The organism is uncultured Ruegeria sp. (assembly GCF_947504215.1).
GTDB lineage: Bacteria > Pseudomonadota > Alphaproteobacteria > Rhodobacterales > Rhodobacteraceae > Ruegeria.
The window spans coordinates 178,521-199,560 of sequence record NZ_CANNGO010000004.1 but is presented as its reverse complement, the minus strand read 5'-3'; the positions used below and the strand labels follow the sequence as shown (position 1 = coordinate 199,560).

General features: G+C 58.6%; 21 protein-coding genes. 12 read left to right on the top strand and 9 right to left on the bottom strand.

The window, feature by feature from the left end:
* Positions 1–102: 102 nt before the first annotated feature.
* The 6 genes from Q1B21_RS09970 to Q1B21_RS09945 are packed head-to-tail and all read right to left on the bottom strand — an operon-like array spanning position 103 to position 4,075.
* Positions 103–372, bottom strand: coding sequence for a hypothetical protein (locus Q1B21_RS09970; RefSeq protein ID WP_299888967.1), 270 nt, complete (start codon positions 370–372; stop codon positions 103–105).
* Positions 369–974 (bottom strand): glycerol-3-phosphate 1-O-acyltransferase PlsY, encoded by a 606-nt coding sequence (gene plsY / locus Q1B21_RS09965; RefSeq protein WP_299888965.1) that lies wholly within the window; start codon positions 972–974, stop codon positions 369–371. Before plsY ends, Q1B21_RS09970 begins: the two co-directional genes overlap by 4 nt.
* Positions 974–2,254: a dihydroorotase gene (gene pyrC, locus Q1B21_RS09960; RefSeq protein WP_299888963.1), complete on the bottom strand. Its 1,281-nt coding sequence runs from the start codon at positions 2,252–2,254 to the stop codon at positions 974–976. Before pyrC ends, plsY begins: the two co-directional genes overlap by 1 nt.
* Complete coding sequence (locus tag Q1B21_RS09955; protein WP_299888961.1) at positions 2,251–2,637, bottom strand: hypothetical protein; 387 nt, start codon at positions 2,635–2,637, stop codon at positions 2,251–2,253. Before Q1B21_RS09955 ends, pyrC begins: the two co-directional genes overlap by 4 nt.
* On the bottom strand, positions 2,622–3,143 hold the full coding sequence (locus Q1B21_RS09950; protein ID WP_299888959.1) for a hypothetical protein: 522 nt from the start codon (positions 3,141–3,143) through the stop codon (positions 2,622–2,624). The genes Q1B21_RS09955 and Q1B21_RS09950 overlap by 16 nt, the downstream gene beginning before the upstream one ends.
* Positions 3,140–4,075, bottom strand: a complete 936-nt coding sequence (locus tag Q1B21_RS09945) for an aspartate carbamoyltransferase catalytic subunit (RefSeq protein ID WP_298935395.1) — start codon at positions 4,073–4,075, stop codon at positions 3,140–3,142. Before Q1B21_RS09945 ends, Q1B21_RS09950 begins: the two co-directional genes overlap by 4 nt.
* Before the next feature lie 763 nt (positions 4,076–4,838).
* Between Q1B21_RS09945 and Q1B21_RS09940 the strand changes: the two genes are divergently transcribed.
* The 6 genes from Q1B21_RS09940 (at position 4,839) to Q1B21_RS09915 (ending at position 12,330) form a co-directional block, all read left to right on the top strand.
* Positions 4,839–5,606, top strand: coding sequence for a uracil-DNA glycosylase (locus Q1B21_RS09940; RefSeq protein ID WP_299889191.1), 768 nt, complete (start codon positions 4,839–4,841; stop codon positions 5,604–5,606).
* The gene (locus Q1B21_RS09935; RefSeq protein WP_299888957.1) at positions 5,603–6,202 is read left to right on the top strand and encodes a metallophosphoesterase family protein; all 600 of its coding nucleotides are present in this window, start codon (positions 5,603–5,605) and stop codon (positions 6,200–6,202) included. Before Q1B21_RS09940 ends, Q1B21_RS09935 begins: the two co-directional genes overlap by 4 nt.
* Complete coding sequence (locus Q1B21_RS09930; protein ID WP_298935391.1) at positions 6,199–6,819, top strand: LysE family translocator; 621 nt, start codon at positions 6,199–6,201, stop codon at positions 6,817–6,819. The genes Q1B21_RS09935 and Q1B21_RS09930 overlap by 4 nt, the downstream gene beginning before the upstream one ends.
* 6 nt (positions 6,820–6,825) lie before the next feature.
* Positions 6,826–7,368, top strand: a complete 543-nt coding sequence (moaB, locus tag Q1B21_RS09925; protein WP_299888954.1) for a molybdenum cofactor biosynthesis protein B — start codon at positions 6,826–6,828, stop codon at positions 7,366–7,368.
* A 106-nt stretch (positions 7,369–7,474) separates the two neighbouring features.
* Positions 7,475–8,923: an HlyD family efflux transporter periplasmic adaptor subunit gene (locus Q1B21_RS09920; RefSeq protein ID WP_299888952.1), complete on the top strand. Its 1,449-nt coding sequence runs from the start codon at positions 7,475–7,477 to the stop codon at positions 8,921–8,923.
* Positions 8,924–8,928: 5 nt separating this feature from the next.
* The gene (locus Q1B21_RS09915; protein ID WP_299888949.1) at positions 8,929–12,330 is read left to right on the top strand and encodes an efflux RND transporter permease subunit; all 3,402 of its coding nucleotides are present in this window, start codon (positions 8,929–8,931) and stop codon (positions 12,328–12,330) included.
* Here the strand turns inward: Q1B21_RS09915 and Q1B21_RS09910 are convergent.
* Both Q1B21_RS09910 and Q1B21_RS09905 read right to left on the bottom strand, forming a co-directional pair.
* Positions 12,327–12,746 carry an NUDIX hydrolase gene (locus Q1B21_RS09910; RefSeq protein ID WP_299888947.1) on the bottom strand — a complete coding sequence of 140 codons (420 nt, stop codon included), beginning with the start codon at positions 12,744–12,746 and terminating at the stop codon, positions 12,327–12,329. The genes Q1B21_RS09915 and Q1B21_RS09910 overlap by 4 nt on opposite strands.
* Positions 12,747–12,750: 4 nt before the next feature.
* On the bottom strand, positions 12,751–13,566 hold the full coding sequence (locus tag Q1B21_RS09905) for a protein-disulfide reductase DsbD domain-containing protein (RefSeq protein WP_299888945.1): 816 nt from the start codon (positions 13,564–13,566) through the stop codon (positions 12,751–12,753).
* A 145-nt stretch (positions 13,567–13,711) separates the two neighbouring features.
* Here Q1B21_RS09905 and Q1B21_RS09900 point away from each other — a divergent pair, with 145 nt between their 5' ends.
* On the top strand, positions 13,712–14,266 hold the full coding sequence (locus Q1B21_RS09900; RefSeq protein ID WP_299888943.1) for a YqgE/AlgH family protein: 555 nt from the start codon (positions 13,712–13,714) through the stop codon (positions 14,264–14,266).
* On the opposite strand, the gene Q1B21_RS09895 is transcribed toward Q1B21_RS09900, so the two are convergent.
* Positions 14,267–15,214 (bottom strand): L-threonylcarbamoyladenylate synthase, encoded by a 948-nt coding sequence (locus Q1B21_RS09895; protein ID WP_299889189.1) that lies wholly within the window; start codon positions 15,212–15,214, stop codon positions 14,267–14,269.
* A gap of 138 nt (positions 15,215–15,352) precedes the next feature.
* Between Q1B21_RS09895 and Q1B21_RS09890 the strand changes: the two genes are divergently transcribed.
* The 5 genes from Q1B21_RS09890 (at position 15,353) to Q1B21_RS09870 (ending at position 21,008) form a co-directional block, all read left to right on the top strand.
* On the top strand, positions 15,353–17,056 hold the full coding sequence (locus Q1B21_RS09890) for an acyl-CoA dehydrogenase (RefSeq protein WP_299888941.1): 1,704 nt from the start codon (positions 15,353–15,355) through the stop codon (positions 17,054–17,056).
* Positions 17,056–18,102 (top strand): MBL fold metallo-hydrolase, encoded by a 1,047-nt coding sequence (locus tag Q1B21_RS09885; RefSeq protein ID WP_299888939.1) that lies wholly within the window; start codon positions 17,056–17,058, stop codon positions 18,100–18,102. The genes Q1B21_RS09890 and Q1B21_RS09885 overlap by 1 nt, the downstream gene beginning before the upstream one ends.
* A 3-nt stretch (positions 18,103–18,105) precedes the next feature.
* Positions 18,106–18,558, top strand: a complete 453-nt coding sequence (locus Q1B21_RS09880) for a DUF6173 family protein (RefSeq protein WP_299888937.1) — start codon at positions 18,106–18,108, stop codon at positions 18,556–18,558.
* Between the two features lie 64 nt (positions 18,559–18,622).
* A complete protein-coding gene (locus tag Q1B21_RS09875) occupies positions 18,623–20,461 on the top strand; it encodes a glycerophosphodiester phosphodiesterase family protein (RefSeq protein WP_299888935.1) in 1,839 nt (612 codons plus the stop codon).
* Positions 20,448–21,008: a hypothetical protein gene (locus Q1B21_RS09870; RefSeq protein WP_298935377.1), complete on the top strand. Its 561-nt coding sequence runs from the start codon at positions 20,448–20,450 to the stop codon at positions 21,006–21,008. The genes Q1B21_RS09875 and Q1B21_RS09870 overlap by 14 nt, the downstream gene beginning before the upstream one ends.
* Positions 21,009–21,040 lie beyond the last annotated feature (32 nt).

Below are 21,040 nucleotides of genomic sequence, written 5' to 3'. Positions count from 1 at the left end.
GCCGTCACAAAATCTCAGGTGGGAAGCGGCCGGATCACGTTCAAAGCAATCAATCGTGAATGTGCAGCAGTGAAGAGTGCATGTTCAAAAACGCAGGGTGTGTCAGCTGTCTGGCTCAAGTGCTATAACGAACTCGGTCACCTTGCGTGCGGTCATTTCGCATGGGCGCAGCAGCATCCCACTGTTTTGGGTATGATACAGATTCAGGCTGATATAGTCGTTGCCGCCAAGCTCATGCGCGACAAGTTTGTGGGATTTTCCTTGGGCAAATACCTGCCGTGTAACAACATAGCGTCGACGTGCCGAGGTGCCAGTGAACGTGCCAATCGGCAGTGCCAGGAATGCTGTCAGAAAAGCGTCTGACGGTGTCACGATTTTCCGATTTTTGGTTCTGTTCCGGCTTTGATGCGGGCAACATTGGAATTGTGGCGCCAGTAAACCAAGATTGTCAGAATGATCCCAAGAAAGAAGGCCGATCCATCCGTCAGCAACACAACCCAGGTTGTTGACAAAGCTGCCGCCCCAAGTGCGCCGACGGACGAAATTCGCCAGAACCCAGCTGCAACCAGCCATGTCAGGCAGCAAGCGATACCGACGCGCCAATCCAGCGCCAGCCAGATCCCCAGAAAGGTTGCAACCCCTTTGCCGCCTTTGAAACCAAGCCAAACCGGAAAGCAATGGCCCAGAAAGGCCATCAGGGCAGCAATTTGCGCTGCATCGTCGCCCGCAAAGGTACGGGCCAGCAATACCGCCGCCATGCCTTTGCCTGCGTCAAACAGCAAGGTTAGCGCAGCTGCCGCTTTGTTGCCGGTGCGCAAAACATTGGTGGCGCCGATATTGCCCGACCCGATCTGCCGCAGATTGCCCAGACCCATCACCTTGGCGATGATCATGCCGAATGGGATGGACCCCATAAGATAGCCAAGAACGGCCCATAGGATCAGCTGCGTTATTGTACTGTCGATCAGGGGCATCAGACTCTCCGGTAGACTTCTTTGCCGGCAACATAGGTTGCAACGACTTTACCTTGCATCCGCTGACCGTCAAACGGCGTGTTCTGGGATTTCGATTTTAGGGTGAACCGGTCCAGTACAAACGGGACATCCGGGTCGAACATCACCAGATCAGCCGGTGCCCCTTCCGAGAGGCGACCGCTTTCCAGCCCCAACCGTTTGGCCGGGTTCAGGGCCATGGCACGGAACAGCGTCGGCAGGTCCAACTGACCGGCATGGTAAAGGCGCAGTGCTGCAGGCAGGAGTGTTTCCAGCGCGACAGCGCCCGAGGCGGCCTCTTCAAATGGCAGGCGTTTGCTTTCTTCATCTTGTGGTGTGTGCATCGAACTGATTGTGTCGATCAAACCGGTTCGTACAGCCTCGATCACGGCCTGCCGATCGTCCTCAGACCGCAGCGGCGGCTTGACCTTGAAGAAAGTGCGGTAGTCGGCCACGTCCAACTCATTAAGGGTCAAATGGTGGATCGAGGTGCCAGCAGTGATGTCCAGCCCGTTTCGTTTGGCGCGTTCTAATGCAGGCAGGGCACGGGCGGTGGTGATCTGGTCTGCGTGATAGGCGGCGCCGGTCATTTCCAGCAGGGCGATGTCGCGATCCAGTCCCATACGCTCGGCCCGAGCGGACACGGCGGGCAGCCCGCGCAAGGCCGCAAACTTGCCGCTGGTCGCAGCTGCTCCGGCGCTGAGGCCCGGTTCCTGAGGATGGGCGATGACCAAAGCGCCGCAGGATCGTGCATAGGTCAACGCGCGCGAAAAGACCTTGGTGTTGGCAACAACGTGATCACAGTCGGTAAATGCAACCGCGCCCGCATCCAGCAGAAAACCGATCTCGGTCATCTCGCGCCCTTCGCGGCCCTTTGTCAGCGCGGCCATTGGCAGCACGTTGACCGGCGTGTCAGCCTGAGCGCGCCGCGTGGCGAACTCCAGCGTTTCGGGGGTATCAATTGGCGGGCTGGTGTCGGGACGGGTTACCATAGTGGTCACCCCGCCTGCAGCGGCGGCAAGGCCCGCCGATTTATAACTTTCCTTGTGCCGTTCACCGGGTTCGCACACTTTCACGCCGATATCGACGATGCCGGGCGCCAGACATTTTCCGCCACAATCAATGAGTTCCGCATCCAAAGCCGGTGCTTCGCCCTCACCATCCGCCTTGATGCGACCGTCAACGACATGCAGCCAGCCGAGATTGTCAGAGCCAGCTTCAGGGTCGATCACCCGGGCATTGGTGAAGATCAGATCGTTCATGGCAATGCCCTTTCGATAGCGGCCTTGGTGGCGGCGGGGTCAGCCTGATACTTGATCAGGTGTTTATCGCCGCCTTTGGTGACGACCTGAACAAAGCTGCCCATTATGTTGACCGCCTCAATTTGGTCCAACGCAACTGAACGCGGGCCGGGGCCAGTCAGGGTTGTTTCGGTCATTTCCCACTTGGCCACCAATTCTTCCGAGGCCAAGTACCATGCGCGAAATCCGATGGCGGCAAGCCCGGCCGGTGCGCCGGTCCAGACATATGGGTTCCCGATCAGCCAAAGCACGATCATGGCCGCCGCCATAGCGCCAGCAGCAAGCCATGCGTTGGTGCGGATATAGGCGCTTTTGTCAGCTTGGAAGATCACAGGATCAGCCATAGGGCACCCCCAACAATCACCAGAATGACGAGCGCCAAAACCGCGGATCCGACTCGGTTGGTTGTTTCGCTATCATTGGGTTCGGTGCGCGGGGCCGAGTATGGTTTTGCGCTGTCCGTTTTAATAACGCCCCCTGTCCAGTTCGTGACGTCTTCGGTGAAAACGCCAATCAAATGTAGGCGCGGGTCTGGTTCCAGCGTTGCGGCCTTTTTTTTGAACGCCGCGCTGCGCACTACCATGACCCATCCGTCTACGGCATCCAGCTCGTCGCGGTTTAGCTGGTCCGCTGACACACCGCATCCGTCATTCAGGTAGCCGAACAGCCCCAGGTCTTCGAGGTCCGAGGTAGGGAAGATGTCGATCTGTCCGGGGTCCAGATCATCGACCCCCAGCACCTGATCAACTGCGCCGGGTTCACGCAGGAACTTTGCTTCCTCCGGACGCATATCCAGAGAAAACAGACGCAGCACACCGTGTTCCTGAGGAGAGACGGTCAGATCGCTCATGCGGCCTCACCCAGATTTCGGGCCAGCAGTTCCATCGCGGCCATGCGCACGGCGACGCCCATCTCAACCTGTTCCTGAATGACGGATCGGTTGATGTCGTCGGCCAAGGTGCCGTCGATTTCGACCCCGCGGTTCATCGGACCCGGATGCATGACGATGGCGTCAGGCTTGGCCAATGCCAGCTTGGCGACGTCGAGCCCATAACGGTGATAGTATTCGCGTTCTGAGGGGATAAAGCCCCCGTCCATCCGCTCTTTCTGAAGACGCAGCATCATCACCACATCGACATCCTGAAGACCTTCGTTCATGTCGTCGTAGATCTCGGCACCGAATTCCGAAAACTGGGATGGCACAAGGGTCGGAGGGCCGATCAGGCGGATGCGGTTTTCCATTTTGCCCAGCAAGATCAGGTTTGACCGCGCGACGCGTGAATGTGCGACGTCGCCGCAGATGGCGATGTTCAGACGGTGCAGGCGCCCTTTTGCACGGCGGATGGTCAATGCATCCAGCAAGGCCTGTGTTGGATGTTCGTGCCGCCCGTCGCCTGCGTTCAGCACAGCGCAGTTCACTTTCTGCGCCAACAGATCCACGGCGCCGGAATGCGGGTGCCGAACGACCAGCAAATCGGGATGCATCGCGTTAAGGGTCATCGCCGTGTCGATCAGCGTTTCGCCCTTCTTAATCGAGCTGGCTTGCATCGCCATGTTCATCACATCTGCCCCCAGCCGCTTGCCTGCAATCTCAAAGCTGGCCTGTGTCCGGGTCGAGTTTTCAAAGAACATGTTGATCTGCGTCAGCCCGGCCAGCACATCCGAGTGCTTTGCCGATTGACGGTTCAGATCGACGTATTTTTCGGCCAGATCAAGGATGGCGGTGATATCGGATTGGGACAGATGCTCGATGCCAAGAAGGTGACGATGGGCAAAACGCATGGGGCGGGCTCCTGTCCGACAATCGGGCCGCTTATAGGAAGTCAGGCGTCCCGAGGCAACCTAAGGTTCTGTCCGTTCTGGCAGCGTCTCGCACCCGCCTTCGGGCAGACACTGCTCGCCGGGTTTGCACCATTTTCCGTATCCGCAGTCTATGGCCTTGATCGGCACGCATCCTTGATGTTCCGAGCACTTGAACCCGGGGCGACATTGTGATCCGGTTTCTTCGCACAAAAACCAGCCCGGGCGCGAGCATCCGCCACCGGGCAGGCAGGACGATCCACCTCTGCAAGTTAGCCCATCTGAACACTTTGTAGCAGGGCGTGGATCAAACTCGGGTGTGGTACGTTCGCACTCGCCGCGCCCGTTGCAGAAACTGCCACCGGGGCAATCAAGGCGAGATGTGCATTTGTTCGCTCCGATCGGCGCACAGCGGGTTCCCCCAGCAACGCAACGCTCAAAGGGGCCACAAGAGCGTCCGCCTCCGCAATAGGTACCCCCTGCGCGGATGCAATGACCATCGAAACTGCATCTTTGCCCGCCAGAACAGCACCGGCTGCCGCATTGAAATTGTCCGGCCCGGCATTGGCCTTGCGTGTTGTGAAACGTGGCCGAAACTGGCCCACCACCTGAGACGGTGAGCAAAAGTGTTATCAGAAGGATTCGCAAAAACGGCGGCATGATTGTCTTGATGGTCGGTGCGACCGAGTGCCAAGGCAAGGCCAATTCGCTTTCCCTCAGTCAAAAGGTGGTTAGATTGATCGGCATGGAATCGGCTATGGATTATCATACCGCGCGGGCGTTGCTGGAATGGCAGATCGAATTGGGCGCAACCGATGCGATCGGGGATGTCCCGGTGGATCGATACGCGCTGCCCGATACTGCACCAAAGGCTAAAAAACCTGCACACCGGCAAGCTGCCTCGGAAAAACCAGCGCAGGTGGACCCGGTTGCGCTGGCGAAGTCGGCAGCTAAGGGTGCCGGTTCGCTGGATCAGCTGCGTGCGGTTATGGACGCGTTCGAGCATTGCGAATTGAAACGCGGCGCGCGGCAGTTGGTGTTCGCCGACGGCACGCCGGGTGCGCGCGTGATGATTGTTGGCGAAGCGCCGGGGCGGGATGAAGACCGCGAAGGCAGGCCCTTTGTCGGTCGCGCCGGGCAATTGCTGGATCGGATGCTGGCAGCGATTGATCTGGATCGCACGCAGAATGTTTATATCACCAACGTTCTGCCATGGCGGCCGCCGCAGAACAGAGACCCCAAACCAGAAGAGATCGGCATGATGAAGCCGTTTTTGGAGCGGCATGTCACGTTGGCAAAGCCCGATGTGCTGGTGGTGATGGGCAATATCAGTTGTCAGGCCGTTTTGGGCAAACGCGGAATCACGCGGTTGCGTGGGCAGTGGGATCAGGCGATGGACCTACCGGTTATCCCGATGTTCCACCCCGCATATCTGCTGCGTCAACCGCAGATGAAGCGGCAAGCCTGGGCGGATTTGCTGGACCTCAAGGCGCATTTGAAAGGGAACAGATGAAAGTTTTGGCTTTCTCCGATCTTCACATGGCGCGAAACCGGGCCGCCGATATTGTTGCGGCAAGTGCAGATGCAGATCTGGTGATCGGGGCCGGGGATTATTGCAATATGCGGCAGGGTATGGATGAGGCGATGCAGATGCTGTCGGGCATCTCTGTGCCCTTGGTTCTGGTTCCCGGCAACGCTGAAAGTGCAGAAGAACTGACCGATGCCGCGCCTGAGGGTGTGCATGTGTTGCACGGATCAGGTATGAGCCTCGATGGCGTGCGCATGTTTGGTCTAGGGTACGGTGTGCCGGTTACGCCCTTTGGTGACTGGTCTTGTGATCTGACCGAAGCGGACGCTGCCGAGATGCTGGATCGGTGCGATGGCGCTGATATCCTGGTCGTGCATTCACCGCCCAAAGGTCATGGTGATGCAACTTCGCAGGGTCTCTCGGTTGGGTCTGTCGCCGTGCGCGACGCAATCGAACGGATACAACCGGGTTTTGCCTTCTGCGGCCATATCCACGATGGTTGGGGGTATCGCGGCTTGATCGGCCGGACGCATATTGCCAACCTTGGCCCGAAAGTGAATTGGTTCGAGGTTACTTCATGATTGAGACGGTCACTTTTCTGGCTTTCATACCTGCGGCTTTGGCGCTGAATTTCACGCCTGGGGCAGATATGATGTTCTGCTTTGGTCAGGGGCTTCGGTCGGGTGGTAAATCCGCCGTTGCCGCCAGTGCCGGTGTCTCGACGGGGTCTTTGGTTCACGTGCTGCTCGCAGGTCTTGGGCTGGGCGCAGCCGTTGCCACAATGCCGTGGCTGTTTGATGTGATCCGTTGGATGGGTGTCGCGTATCTGTTGTATCTCGCCTGGGGTGCCATTCGGAACGGAGCTGTGACGGCGGACGGGCCAGCGAAAGCCACCCGATTTGCCTATAGGGATGGGTTGGTTGTGAACTTGACCAATCCCAAGGTCATCCTGTTTGTTCTGGCCTTCATCCCTCAATTCGTAGATCCCGCTGCAGGATCGATTCTGCTGCAATTCCTGACCTTTGGGATCATCATCGCGCTGGGCGGGTTTGTTGTGAACGGTCTGGTTGGCATCTTTGCAGGAGGCGCGGGAAAGGTCCTGATCTCGAACCCGCGCGCCTCGCGTATCATGGGTTGGATCACCGGTGGCATTTTCTCCGCTCTGGCGATCCGGCTGGCCATCATGGAAAGGGCCTGACACCACATGTCGCGCATTGATGAGTCCCTGCAGTTCATCCCCGTCCGCATCGCCGTTTTGACGGTATCTGACACGCGGTCTTTGGACGAAGATCGTTCAGGTCAGACCCTGGTCGACCGCATCCAGTCTGCAGGTCACCAGATCGCAGACCGCAAGATCATCCGGGATGAGCGTGGGCAGATCGCTGATCAACTGCGCATCTGGATTGCCGACCCGGAGATAGACGTCGTGATCTCGACTGGCGGAACAGGATTGACCGGCCGGGACGTGACGGTAGAGGCACACCGCGATGTCTACGAGAAGGAAATCGAAGCGTTCGGCACCGTCTTCACCATCCTGTCGATGGAGAAGATTGGCACCTCTGCGGTACAATCCCGCGCAACAGGTGGCGTGGCTGGCGGTACCTATCTATTTGCGTTGCCCGGCAGCCCGGGTGCCTGCAAGGATGCCTGGGATGGCATTTTGGAAAAACAGTTCGACTACCGGCATCGCCCCTGCAATTTTGTAGAGATAATGCCCAGATTGGACGAACATCTGCGACGGAAGTAGACTGGTCATACGTTCAATACCTTGTAACCGCATTGTGGCTTGGCATTTTTCCGGCTTCAGCTACATCTTGCGGAAGGCAGCCTGACGCAACCGGGGTGAGTAATTAATGCGATTTCTACGGCAGAGTATTGTCGGTGTCTTTCTGGCGTCCCTGACGCTGGCACTGCTGTTTGTTGCCGTTCAGATGATCGTTGGTGCGATGCAGGATGTGCTGACACGCGACAAAACGCAGCCGCAAGCACGCGAGCGCGTGTTCGCAGTCACACTCAGAACCGCTGAACTGGAAACTGTAACCCCCTATCTGGAAGCCTTTGGCGAGGTGCAGAGTCGCCGCCGCCTGGAACTGCGCGCAGCCCTTGGCGGGCGCGTGGTTTCCCTTGCCGAAGATTTTGAAGATGGCGGGTCTGTGACTGAGGGCGAAATTCTTGTCGAACTTGATCCGGCGGATACGCAATCTGCACTGGATCGCGCCAAGTCCGATCTGCTGGATGCCCAATTCGAAGAACGGGACGCCGAACGTTCCCTGCTGCTGGCGCAGGACGAGTTAAAGTCCGCCGAGGCGCAGGCCGATCTGCGCGAGCGGGCCCTGCAGCGACAACGCGATCTGGAGTCGCGGGGCGTAGGGGCGACCGCAAGCGTCGAAGAAGCCGAGCTTACGGCGGCCTCTGCCCAGCAATCCGTGCTGGCACGCCGTATCGCTTTGGCGCAAGCGGAATCCCGGGTGGATCAGGCGACGACTCTGCTGGCGAGGGCACGCATCGCTCTTGAGGCCGCCGAGCGCGATCTGGACGACATGACAATTCGCGCCGGTTTTGGTGGAACGCTGACAGACGTGACCCTTGTCGAAGGGCGACTGGTTGCGGCCAATGAAAAACTGGCCGAACTGGTGGACCCCAATGCTCTGGAAGTGGCCTTTCGGGTGTCGACCGCGCAGTATGTTCGGCTTTTGAACAACACTGGCGCGCTGATGAACGCCCCTGTCGCTGTTTCATTAGAAGTCACTGGTACTGATTTGACAGCAACGGGACGTATCAGCCGCGATAGCGGCTCGGCAGGTGAGGGGCAGACCGGACGGTTGATCTATGCTCGTCTGGACAGCGCTTCGGGGTTCAAGCCGGGTGATTTTGTAACCGTGACTGTCCAGGAACAACCGCTGCAGGCGGTTGTGCGTCTGCCCTCTTCCGTTCTCGACGCCTCAGGTTCGATTCTGGTGCTTGGTGCGGATGACCGGCTTGAGGCTTTGCCCGTGCTTCTGATCCGCAGACAAGGCGACGAAGTGCTGCTGCGTGGTGAAGGGTTGGACGGGCGCGAGGTGGTCATTGGCAGAACGCCCCTATTGGGTGCTGGCGTACGCGTGCGCCCCCTGAGGATTGAGGCCAGCGCTGACGCTGAGATGGTGGAACTGACGGACGCCAAACGTGCGGAACTGGTCGCCCAAGTTGAAGCCAGCGAAGCCATGCCACGGGACGTCAAAACGCAGGTGCTGGGTCAGCTAAGCGAGGCAAAAGTCCCCGCCTCATTGGTGCGGCGCATTGAAAACCGGGCAGGGGGCTAGGCGCCATGATGCGCGAGATACCCGGCGCGGCGGGTGGCGTCCTAAGCTACTTTACCCGACACCGCACCGTGGCGAACTTGCTGTTGCTGGTGATGCTGGTTCTGGGTGCCGCAGCGATCCCGAACATGCGGGCGCAGTTCTTTCCGGACGTCATACTTGAACGCGTTGATGTCAGCGTTGAATGGGACGGCGCAGGCCCCGAGGATGTAGACAATGGCATCGTCCAGGTTCTGGAGCCCGCGTTGCTGGCGGTCGAAGGGGTGGCCAGCACGGATACAACCTCACGAGAAGGGTCAGCCAGCATCAGGCTGGAGTTCGAGCCCAACTGGGATATGTCCCGTGCAGTGGAAGAGGTCAGAACGGCCGTCGACGGGGTAACCAACCTGCCCGAAGACGCCGAAGAACCGACGATCCGGCGTGGTGCCTGGCGTGACCGGGTGACCGATGTGGTTGTGACAGGGCCGGTCGCACCGGATCAGCTGGCAAACTTCACGGATGAGTTGATAAACCGGTTGTTTGCAGCGGGGGTCACCCGCACGACGATCCGGGGCATTGCCGCCCCCCGCGTGGTGGTCGAGGTACCGACAGCGCAATTGATCGCTAACGATATTGCAATGTCGGATATCGCATCCGCCGTATCCGCCGAGGTTAATGCCAACCCGGCCGGGGATGTGACCGGTGCCAATGCTCGTATCCGTACGGGGGCAGAAAAACGTACGCCGGAAGAAATAGAAGGGATCGCGCTGCGCAGTTTTGCGGATGGGTCCAAGTTGTTTGTTGGTGACGTGGCGCAGATCCGCGTTGAAGGGGTCGATCGCAATCGTAGCTATTTTGTTGGCGATGACCCGGCCATGTCCATTCGAGTTGACCGATCGAACCAGGGCGATGCCATCGACATCCAACACACGGTCGAAGACGTCGTGGCCGAGATGCAGGCCAGCCTGCCCGAGGGGGTCTCGGTTGAACTGATCCGAACCCGGGCTCAGGCCATTACCGACCGGCTGGATATCCTGATCGACAACGGGCTCGTGGGACTTGGGCTAGTTGTCTGCCTGCTGTTTTTGTTCCTGAATGCCCGGATCGCGTTTTGGGTTGCTGCCGGTATTCCAGTGGCCATGTCCGCTGCCATTGCACTGATGTATCTTGGTGGTCTGTCGATCAACATGGTGTCCCTGTTCGGGCTGATCATAACATTGGGCATCGTTGTCGATGATGCCATCGTTGTCGGAGAACACGCCGATTTTCGCGCGCGCCGTTTGGGCGAACCTCCGGTGGTTGCGGCTGAACGCGCCGCCCGACGCATGGCAATGCCGGTTTTTGCGGCCACTGTCACAACGGTAATCGCCTTTTTCGGCCTGACCCTTGTTGGTGGGCGGTTCGGCGAATTGATCCGCGATATTCCATTCACGGTGATTGCGGTCCTGATCGCCTCGCTGATCGAGTGTTTCTTGATCCTGCCAAACCACATGGCACATGCCATCGCGCATTCTGCAAAGGAGCACTGGTACGACCTGCCCAACCGCGTAGTGAACCGGGGCTTCCGATGGGTGCGTGATCATCTGTTCCGCCCGCTCATCGCATGGGTCGTCTGGGCGCGATATGTGGTCGTGGCGTTGATGGTCGTGATCCTGGCCAGCCAGATTGCCCTATTCATTCGCGGGGATGTGAACTGGCGTTTCTTCAATGCGCCTGAACGAGGCTCGGTCACCGGCAATTTCATCATGGCCGAAGGGGCGACCCGGTCCGATACGCTTGAGATGATGCAACAATTGCAGCGCGCAACGGATGAGCTGGGCCGGATCTACGAAGAACGACATGGTCGTAACCCGATCGACTATGTTTTGGCCGAGGTTGGCGGCAGCGCCGGGTTTGGATTGTCTGCAGCCGAAGGCAAAGACGAAGATCTGCTGGGTGGTATTTCCATCGAATTGATCGATGCCGACCTGCGCCCCTACTCCAGCTTTGAGTTTGTAGGAGAGTTGCAGGATTTCGTGCCGCGCCATCCGAAGGTCGAATTGCTGACCTTCCGTGGCTGGCGCTCGGGTCCGGGTGGGGATGCGATTGATGTGCAGTTCTACGGCGCTGATGTAAATACGCTAAAGGCCGCGTCCGAGGATTTGCAAACCGAGATGTCGAAGTACACCGAGGTCTCGGCGCTGGAAGACAATCTGGCCTATGACAAGGAAGAATACATTCTGGACCTGACGGCGCAGGGCCAGGCGCTGGGCTTCCGGATCGAAACGCTGGGCCGTGTGCTGCGCAACCGCTTGAACGGGATTGAGGCCGCGACCTTCCCTGATGGCCCGCGCAGCGCAGAGATACGCGTAGAACTACCCGAGGGTGAGCTGACCGCCGACTTCCTGGAACGAACGTTGATGCGAACGCCAGACGGGGTCTATGTGCCGCTGGCCGACATCGTTTCGGTCGAGCGCAAATCGGGGTTCTCGACGGTTCGGCGCGAAAATGGTCTGCGGGTGATTTCGGTGAACGGCGACATTTCCGAAGACGATCCCACACGCGCGGTCGAGATTGAGCGTGCACTGAACGAAGAAATCCTGCCGAAGATTGCCTCGGAACGTCAGGTGGAATGGCGTGTGGCGGGTCTGAGCGAACAAGAAGATGAGTTCCTGTCCGAGGCGGCCACTGGTTTGATCCTGTGTCTGACTGGAATCTATCTGGTACTGGCTTGGGTCTTTGCCAGTTGGAGCAGGCCATTGGTGGTGATGGCTATCATTCCGTTCGGTCTGGTTGGTGCGATTTGGGGGCACTACATCTGGGACGTGCCGCTGAGTATGTTTACGGTTGTGGGCCTGCTGGGCATGACGGGGATCATCATCAACGATTCAATCGTCTTGGTGACCACCATCGACGGCTATCAACAGGAACGTGGTCTGGTGCCATCCATTGTCGAAGGTACGGCAGATCGGTTGCGGCCCGTAATGCTAACGACACTAACAACAGTTCTGGGTTTGACGCCGCTGCTGTACGAAAGCTCACAACAGGCGCAATTCCTCAAACCAACCGTCATTACGCTGGTTTACGGGCTTGGATTCGGGATGTTGTTGGTTCTGGTTCTGGTGCCTGCATTGCTTGCCATTCTGAACGACGTTTCACGTCCGATGACGGCGATGCGACGCGCGATGCGGGCCCCGGATCGGGTGGTTCAGGGGGCGCTTGCCGGAACCGGTCTGGTGCTAATGGTCTGGTTCGGTCTGACGATGGTCTGGCCCATGGTGGCGGATGCGCCGGTCGGGCTGTTGTCGGGCCTGTATCCAGGTGATGATGGTGCAGCTATTTTGCAAATGGGCCTTGGCGCGTTTCTTGCCGGAGCGATCCCAATTGTGATTTTGAGCGTCGTGATGTCAGGTCTGGTTTACGTTCGCTTAAGAGGCCGGGTCAGCGCTTAACTTACGCGTAAAGCGTGTTCTAACAGGTCAACAACCCGGTCGCTCATCAGTAGGTCCCCGTTTCTTATCTGTTCTATGGAAAACCAACGGGCATCCAGCGCGTCATCACCGGCGATTGGTTCGCCTGACTGATATGCGCATGCGACCCCGACCAGCAGATAGTGGGATACGACCTGACCTTCATCGTTCCAACGCAGCAGGTCGAGATTGTCCAGATAGTGGGATGGGTGTGCGGTGACCGAGGTCTCTTCCAGCAACTCCCGTTGCGCCGCTTGCAGCACGGTTTCCCCCCATTCGACATGGCCGCCGGGAAACCCCCACAGACCCGCATCGGGCTGTTTGCTGCGTTGCACCAAAAGGACTTGGCCCTGATGCAAAACAACGGCCAGAGCGCCGATCTTGGGTGTGTGTGTCATGCAATCAACCGGCGCTGCAGCCTTTGATGTCCACTGCGTGCTTTGCACCCAGTACGGTGATCCGGATTTCGGACCGGTCCAGCGCAAAGGGTGCACCAGAGGCATTGATGATCTCGGACCGGGCGATCAGGGTATCGCCCTGCCTGACCGTATCCGGTTGCGATGCCCAAAGCGCCGGGTTGCCGGGTTCAATCACAGCAACCTCGCGCCCTCCGGCTGAGGGCATTGTAACGCGTGCTTCGATCTGCATTCCGTCCGCCGTCGGTGTCAGACGGCAGCTGGCCTTGGACACGCGCCCTTCACGGGCGGAATACGGACGCTGTGCAAGCGCGGCCGCTATGGCCGGATTGCGCCCTGCGTCGGCATCCAGAGTATGATCGAAGCCCAGCCGTTCGGGGATGCAGACATCTTTACATACGCCCAAATCCATCTCGCCACGCAAGTGCACGGTTTTGGCAGGGTTCTTGGGCGTAATTTCGACCGGCAGGACCAGTTGATCTTCGTAGCCAATGGATTGCAAGCCGTTTTGATCGAAGATTTCGGGAGCAGGCCAGGTGATCGAGACATCGCCAACATTGCGCGATCCGGTCCAATCAAACTGTGGCGGGATTCCGGCATCGCCGGGCGCGCGCCAATAGGTTTTCCACCCGTCCTTCAACGTCAGGCGCAGTGCACCCAGATAGGTGCCTTTGGCCGTACGCCCCCCATCCAGAACGTCCAGTTGAACGACGCCATCCAAGCCTTGCGCCGAAACGGGGGCGGCAAGACAAAGGCAGACCGTCAAAGCAGCGGCAGCAGTGGATCCTATCAACGTTTTCATAGCCTATAAATGCGCGGTACAGCGCCGGATTCCAAGTCACGTTCCGGTCACTTGAATGAAATCTGGCGAAATACCCGTTGCTCCCTTGCCAATCCACATGCCGCAGGGTCATTGTTGAAGGGTACACATCAAGAGATGCCCGACCATGGACCTGACCGGAAAACTGTTGATTGCGATGCCTGGCATGGGTGATCCGCGCTTCGATCACTCGGTCGTATATATGTGTAGCCATGGCGAAGATGGTGCGATGGGGCTGATCATCAACAAGCCCTCGGATCTACGCATTAAAACGCTGCTGGGCCAGCTGAACATCGCATGCAATATCCCAGTGGTTGGTGAAAGACTGGTCCATTTCGGCGGTCCGGTCGAAATGTCGCGCGGCTTTGTTCTGCACAGTGCAGATTATGAGGCCAATCTGCACTCCATGCAGATATCCGAGGATTTCAGCATGACAGCCACGCTGGATGTGCTTGAAGATCTGTCCTCGGGGCGCGGACCGCTGAATTCGATGCTGGCGTTGGGGTATTCCGGGTGGGGGCCTGATCAGTTGGAAGACGAAATCGGAATGAATGGCTGGCTAACGACCGAGGCGACATCGAATCTTGTATTTGATGTGCCTGATGACGAAAAATGGGCGGCAGCTTTGGCGACGCTTGGTGTTGATCCGTTGACACTGTCGGCTAGCGCCGGTCGCGCCTGATCAGCTGTCGCGCGGCGCGGCGGCGCGGTGCAAACGGTCGTTGATTGCGGCGCCCAGATCAGTGTTCGGGATCGGGGACACGGCAATCGGGCGGCCCGTTTCGTTCAACTTGTGTAAAGCCGCAAACAGATTTGATGCCGCTTCGGTCAGATCACCCTTGGTTGACAGGTTCAAATCGCACTCAACAGAACCAAAGCCAAGCAGGATTTCATCGCCCTGCCGTGTACGCACGTTCAATCGAACCGGCGCGTCCGGGGCATAATGAGATTGCAATTGGCCGGGGGCGGTCAGCAAGTCGCCGGATTGGTGCAGGTGTAAGCGGGCATTCAGAACCGCCTCAATCTGTTCCAGAGCGACGCCACCAGGGCGCAACAAGGTTGGTTCTTCTACAAGACCAACGATTGTGGATTCGAGCCCTACACCGCACGGGCCGTCGTCCAGTATCGCGGCAATGCGCCCGCCAAGACCCGCACGTGCATGTTCGGCTGTCGTGGGACTGATCTGACCAGACAGGTTGGCCGAAGGCGCAGCCACCGGGCCGTCGAACTCTGCCAGCAAGGCTCTGGCCGTGTGGTGCGCAGGCACACGGACAGCTAAAGTATCCAACCCTGCTGTGACCAAAGCGGAGATTCCGCTCCCCTCCCGCAGCGGCAGGACCAGCGTCAAAGGACCAGGCCAAAAGGCATCCGCCAGCATTTGAGCCTTATCGGACCACTCTACAAACCGTTGTGCTGCCTGAACCGAAGCGACATGGGCAATCAGCGGGTTGAAGCTGGGCCGTCCCTTTGCCTCGTAGATCGAAGCTACGGCTAGTCCGTTCCGGGCATCTCCTCCCAGGCCGTAGACGGTTTCGGTTGCAAAGGCGACGAGCAAGCCTTGCCGCAGCAGATCTGCGGCACGTGCTATGCCTTGTGGGTCGGCTGTCAGGTCAAGTGTGGTGGGGATCATGTCTGGTGACGCCGCGTTTTGGTTGCTTGCAACATAGGGAAGGGTAGGTAATTCATCAAAGCACAGATGAATACCGGCGTAGGACACGGAATCCAAGCCCACCTGCGCAATCCTTTTAGACATACCCAGAGGCAAACCATGCCATATCGCGCCCCGATTTCAGACTACGAATTCCTGCTAAGCAAAGTGGTGGGGTTCGATCAGATTGCATCAACCGAAAAATTCGAAGATGCCAGCCCGGATGTTGTCAGTGCGATCCTGTCCGAAGCGGGCAAAATGTGCGAAGAGATTCTGGCCCCGCTTCAGCGTCCTGGCGATCTTGAACCTGCACGTCTAGAGAACGGTGTGCTGCGTACGTCACCGGGATATGGCGACGGATGGAAGGCAATCGCCGAAGGCGGTTGGATCGGGATGAGCAGTGATCCCGAGCATGGCGGCATGGGGTTGCCCATGACCGTAACAACTGCGGTGAACGAAATGATGAGCGCCGCGTGCCTGTCACTGCAATTGGCACCGCTGATGACACAGGGTCAGATTGAAGCACTGGAACATCACGCGGATGACGCGCTTAAGGCGTTGTACCTGCCCAAACTGATTTCAGGAGACTGGTCGGGGACCATGAACCTGACAGAGCCGCAGGCCGGCTCGGATGTGGGTGCATTGTCCTCGAAGGCCCAGCCGAACGGGGATGGCACCTATGCCGTAGCCGGGCAAAAGATCTATATCTCCTGGGGTGACAATGATTTCTGCGAGAACATTTGCCATCTCGTTCTGGCCCGTTTGCCTGATGCCGTACCGGGCACAAAAGGGATTTCTCTGTTTCTGGTGCCAAAGTACTTGCCGGATGAAAATGGCAATCCGGGCGTGGCCAATGATCTGAAAGTTGTGTCGCTGGAACACAAGATGGGTCTGCACGGCTCTCCGACTTGTGTGATGCAATATGACGGCGCAACCGGATGGCTGGTTGGCAAGGAAAACGGCGGTATGGCGGCGATGTTCACCATGATGAACAACGCGCGCCTTGGCGTTGGCGGGCAGGGGGTTGGCGCCGCGGAAGGTGCGTATCAACATGCTATGACCTACGCTTTGGAGCGCAAGCAGGGCAAAACACCTTCGGGCACAATCATCGATCATGCGGATGTGCGGCGGATGCTGACCGAAATGCGCGCCGATGTATTCGCCGCTCGGGCCATCATGCTGGCCAACGCAGCCGCTATCGATATGGCACATGCGACCGGTGACGCGGATTGGGCTGCGCGCGCAGCTCTGCTGACGCCGATCGGTAAGGCCTTTGGCACGCAGACTGGCATGCGCGTGGCTGAAACCGGGGTGCAGGTGCATGGCGGCATGGGCTTCATCGAAGAGACCGGAGCTGCGCAGTATTATCGGGATGTGCGTGTCACGGCGATTTACGAAGGCACCAACGGTATTCAGGCGATGGATCTTGTCGCTCGCAAAATGATGGACGGCGGTGAGGCAGCCTCGCGCCTGTTGGACGAGATTGAAGGCCAGGCGGAAAAAGCCCGTGCAACCCTGCCCGAGCTTGCAGGACCGGTCTGGGAAGCCAGTGAGTCGCTGCGTGAGGCGACAGAATGGTTGGTTTCGCAGGATGACATGAACAACCGTTTTGCTGGGGCTGTGGCCTATCTGAACGCCTTTGCGCGTGTGCTGGGTGGGCATTACCATCTGTCTGCCGCACTTGCCGACCCTGATGGGCCAAGGGCCAAGCTGGCGCGCTATTACATCAATGCACTGCTTCCCGAACACTCGGGCCTTTTGGCCCAGGCACAAAGCGGGGCAGAGGATTTGTTTGCGCTCAGCGCCGACGATTTGGTTGCGTGATGGACGACGAACACCCCCCGACGATCCGATATCCGTGGTCTGAACCGCCTGCATCCGGCGAGGCCATCGAAATCGCCGAGGGTGTGTTGTGGATGCGGCTGCCACTGCCCATGGCCTTGGATCACGTCAACGTCTATGCGCTGGACGATGGTGACGGTTGGACGGTGATCGACACGGGCGTGTCGTCGAAAAAGACGCGGGGCATCTGGGAAACACTGCTGGCGGGCCCGTTGGCGGGAAAACCAGTGAACCGGGCCGTGGTCACCCACCATCACCCGGATCATGTCGGCAATGCCGGTTGGTTTCAGTCCGAGCATGGTGCTGAGTTGGTGGCAAGCCGCACCGCCTGGCTGTTTGCGCGCATGCTGACGCTGGACGTGCAGGAAAACTGGCCTTCGGAAACGCTCGAGTTCTATCGCAGCGCGGGCATGACGCCCGAGATTTTGGCCAAACGAATGGCGGATCGCCCGTTCAACTTTGCTGACACTGTCTATCCTATGCCCCTGGGGTTCACTCGGATCAAACAGGGTGATGTGATCCGCATGGGCGGCCGCGATTGGGATGTGCATATGGGCAATGGTCATGCACCCGAACACGCGACATTCTGGAGCCGGGATGACAGTCTTGTCCTGACCGGAGATCAGGTCCTAAGCTCCATCAGCCCCAATCTGGGTGTGTACGCTACCGAACCCATGGCGAACCCGGTCGCGGACTGGCTTGAGGCCTGCGAGAGGTTGCAGCCGTTGGCCCATCCCGATCATCTGGTTCTGGGTGGCCATAAACTGCCTTTTACCGGGTTACCGACACGGATGCGGCAATTGATTGATAACCATCACGGCGCGCTGACGCGCCTGTTGGACGATCTGGAAACGCCCAAAGCCGCCTCGGAATGCTTTGCACCCTTGTTCAAACGCACGATACGTGAAGAGGAGTATGGTCTTGCTTTGGTCGAAGCGGTTGCACACGTGAACCATCTTCACCACATTGGAGCTGTAACCCGGACGCGCCGCGCGGATGGGGCGTGGGTGTACCAACGCAAGGGATGAGGAATGCAGGACAAGATCGAAACGTCAGCCGAGGCCGCCGAAGCAGCAGCGCTGCCGCGTTGTTATGAGGTCCATTCGAACCCCGAGGCTGAATCCGGATCGAAGGATCTGCCGGAAACGCTGCAAACACCGGTTGCCAACAAAAGCCCGGCACAATGGGCCTATGAGCGCCTGATCCTCTATATTCAGAATTTCGAAAAGACGCTGGATGGTGATCAGGAGGTCGCCATGGGCTTTACCGGAGGTGATGCAGGTGTGATGCGCATCGAAGGGATGGGGTATTTCGACCCGGATATCATCACCTTTTATGGCTCGGACGGGACAGGCGCGCGGACCCAACTGGTGCAGCATGTCAGCCAACTGAACGTCATGCTGCGGGCCCTGCCAAAATCGGTCGAAGACAAACCAGCCAATCGTATCGGGTTCCGGCTGGCCGCGGATCTGGAAGAAACCTAACCGTCTGACTTGCAATTCACGTTGGCGCAGCCTTGAATGAGTTCACCATTCAGGAGGCCGCCGCGTGAGCTATTTCTCTGCCGTTACAAATGCCTATGCCGGGGCCTGGGAACGGCGGCGGGTGTTCTGGCCGATCTATATTGCGGTGCGATTGTTGCTGGTTGCATTGATCGCACCGGGCGTCGCCATCGCGGTCAATCTTGCGGTGTCCTTGTCCAACCAGTCCGCACTGACAGACCAGGACATCGCAATGTTCCTGCTTTCACCTGCCGGGTTTATCGCGGCCATTGTCGTACTCAGTCTGTTTTTGCTGGCCGAAGTTTTTGTCTTCTCGGTCATGGCCGGATCGCTGCGCATGGGGGAAAGCGACCCGTGGCGAGCAGGCAGCGCGGCTATCGGCCTGATCCTGTCCCGCCTGCCGGCTTTGTTTGGGTTCGCAGTACGTTTCATTTTCCGCGTGTTGCTTCTGGCGCTGCCATTTGTGGCCGTTGCGGGTTTGATCGCGTGGTGGACGCTGACCGAATATGACATCAACTACTACCTGACGTTTCATCCGCCAGCATTTTGGCTCGCGGTCATTCTGATTGGCGTCGTGGTTCTTTCTTTGGCCTGGGTGCTGATCCGTCGACTGTCAGCTTGGGCGCTGGCTTTGCATCTGGTCCTTTTCGAAGATTGTGCCCCCAAGGCGGCGTTTGACGAAAGCACGCGGCGGATGGATGGGAAACGCGGTCGCCTGAAGGTCGAGCTGGCCCTTTGGTTGGGCCTGCGCCTGGTTGTTGCGGCGCTGATCGCTGCGGTGGCTGGCGTGCTTTTCGGGCTTGTGCCGCTGCAAGACGGTGTGAACCTGAGACTAGCGCTGATACTCAGCTTGGTTGTCGCGGGGTTGTGGTCCTTGGCAGGTCTGATTTTGGCGGCCACTGCGCTGGGGGCTCTGGCTGTTCTGCTGGACGGCTTTTTTGATACCCAAACAAAAGACTTTCAGCATCCCGAACCGCGACAGATTAAGGCACCCGTTTTCGTAACCGTCAGCGCGGCGGCTGCTGCCGTGTTGATCGGCCTGTGGTTAGGGCAGGGATTGCTAGAGCGTGTTCAGGCCCCGGATCACGCCGATGTCATTGGCCACCGTGGCGCGGCGGCATTGCGACCCGAAAACACCATGGCCTCGGTTCTGAAAGCGATCGAAGATGGCGCAGACTGGGTCGAGATCGATGTGCAGGAAACGGCAGATGACGTTGTTATCGTTGCCCATGACAGCGATTTCATGAAACTTGCTGGCGTGAACCTCAAGGTGTGGGATGCCACGATGGAGGATGTGGCGGAGATCGATATAGGCAGTTGGTACGGACCAGAATATGCCGTGGAGCGTTCTCCGACTTTGCATGACGTGCTGCTTGCGGCAAAGGGCCGGGCCAAGGTCATCATCGAATTGAAGTATTATGGCCATGACGTTGATCTGGAAAACCGGGTCGCCGGTTTGGTCGAGGAATTGGGGATGCAGGACGATATCGCCACCATGTCGCTGAAGTACCCCGCCGTTCAAAAGATGAAGACCCTGCGCCCGGATTGGCGAGCAGGTGTGTTGGCTGCAACAGCGATCGGTGATCTGGCGGGGCTCGAGGGCGACTTTGTAGCTGTCAACGCTGCGATGGTATCGCCGGGTCTTGTCCGCTCGGTCCATGAAGCGGGCAAGGATATCTATGTGTGGACGGTGAATGATCCGCTGCAGATGTCCGCAATGGCCTCGATGGGTGTGGATGGCCTGATCACGGATCGCCCGGCCATGGCAAAAGAGGTGCTGCGCGTTCGCGCGGAAATGGGACCCGGTGAAAGGCTGATGCTGTGGCTGGCCACCACGTTCGGAATGCAGGTCGATACTGAGGCGATGCGTGATGAAAGCCCCTAGCCTGGCCTTGGTTTTTCTAGTTCTGCCAATCTGCGCGTCAGCTCAGGACTTGATGCGCAGCTTTGAAATGCCGGCCCATCACGCTTTGATAGCGCAGCGAGACGTGGTTGATCTGACACCGTTTGAAACCGACGGATGCTCGGGCGGGTTGTCGACAAGTTGGCGGTGGGTTGCCAAAACGTTCCCGCAAATTGGCGAGCTGTATGAGACACAACCGCCGTGGGAAGACTGCTGTATGATCCATGATCGGGCCTACCACAATGCGGGCGGCGCGCTGCGGGCGGAAGACAGCTATGATGCTCGACTGTCCGCTGACGAGACCTTACGGTCTTGCGTTAGGGATCATGGCGATAGCCATGCCGACGAGTACGCCCAACGCTATGACCTGACGCCCGATCAAGTCAGGTCTGTGCATTCCATAACTGCCGATGCCATGTTCGGGGCTGTCCGTTTCGGCGGAGGGCCGTGCAGCGGTCTTCCATGGCGGTGGGGCTTTGGCTACGCCGGATGTTCGGTTTTCGCAGAGCGCGGACCTGCGCGCGAATGACGTGGTGACAGGCCCTTCGTTTTCTATTATCC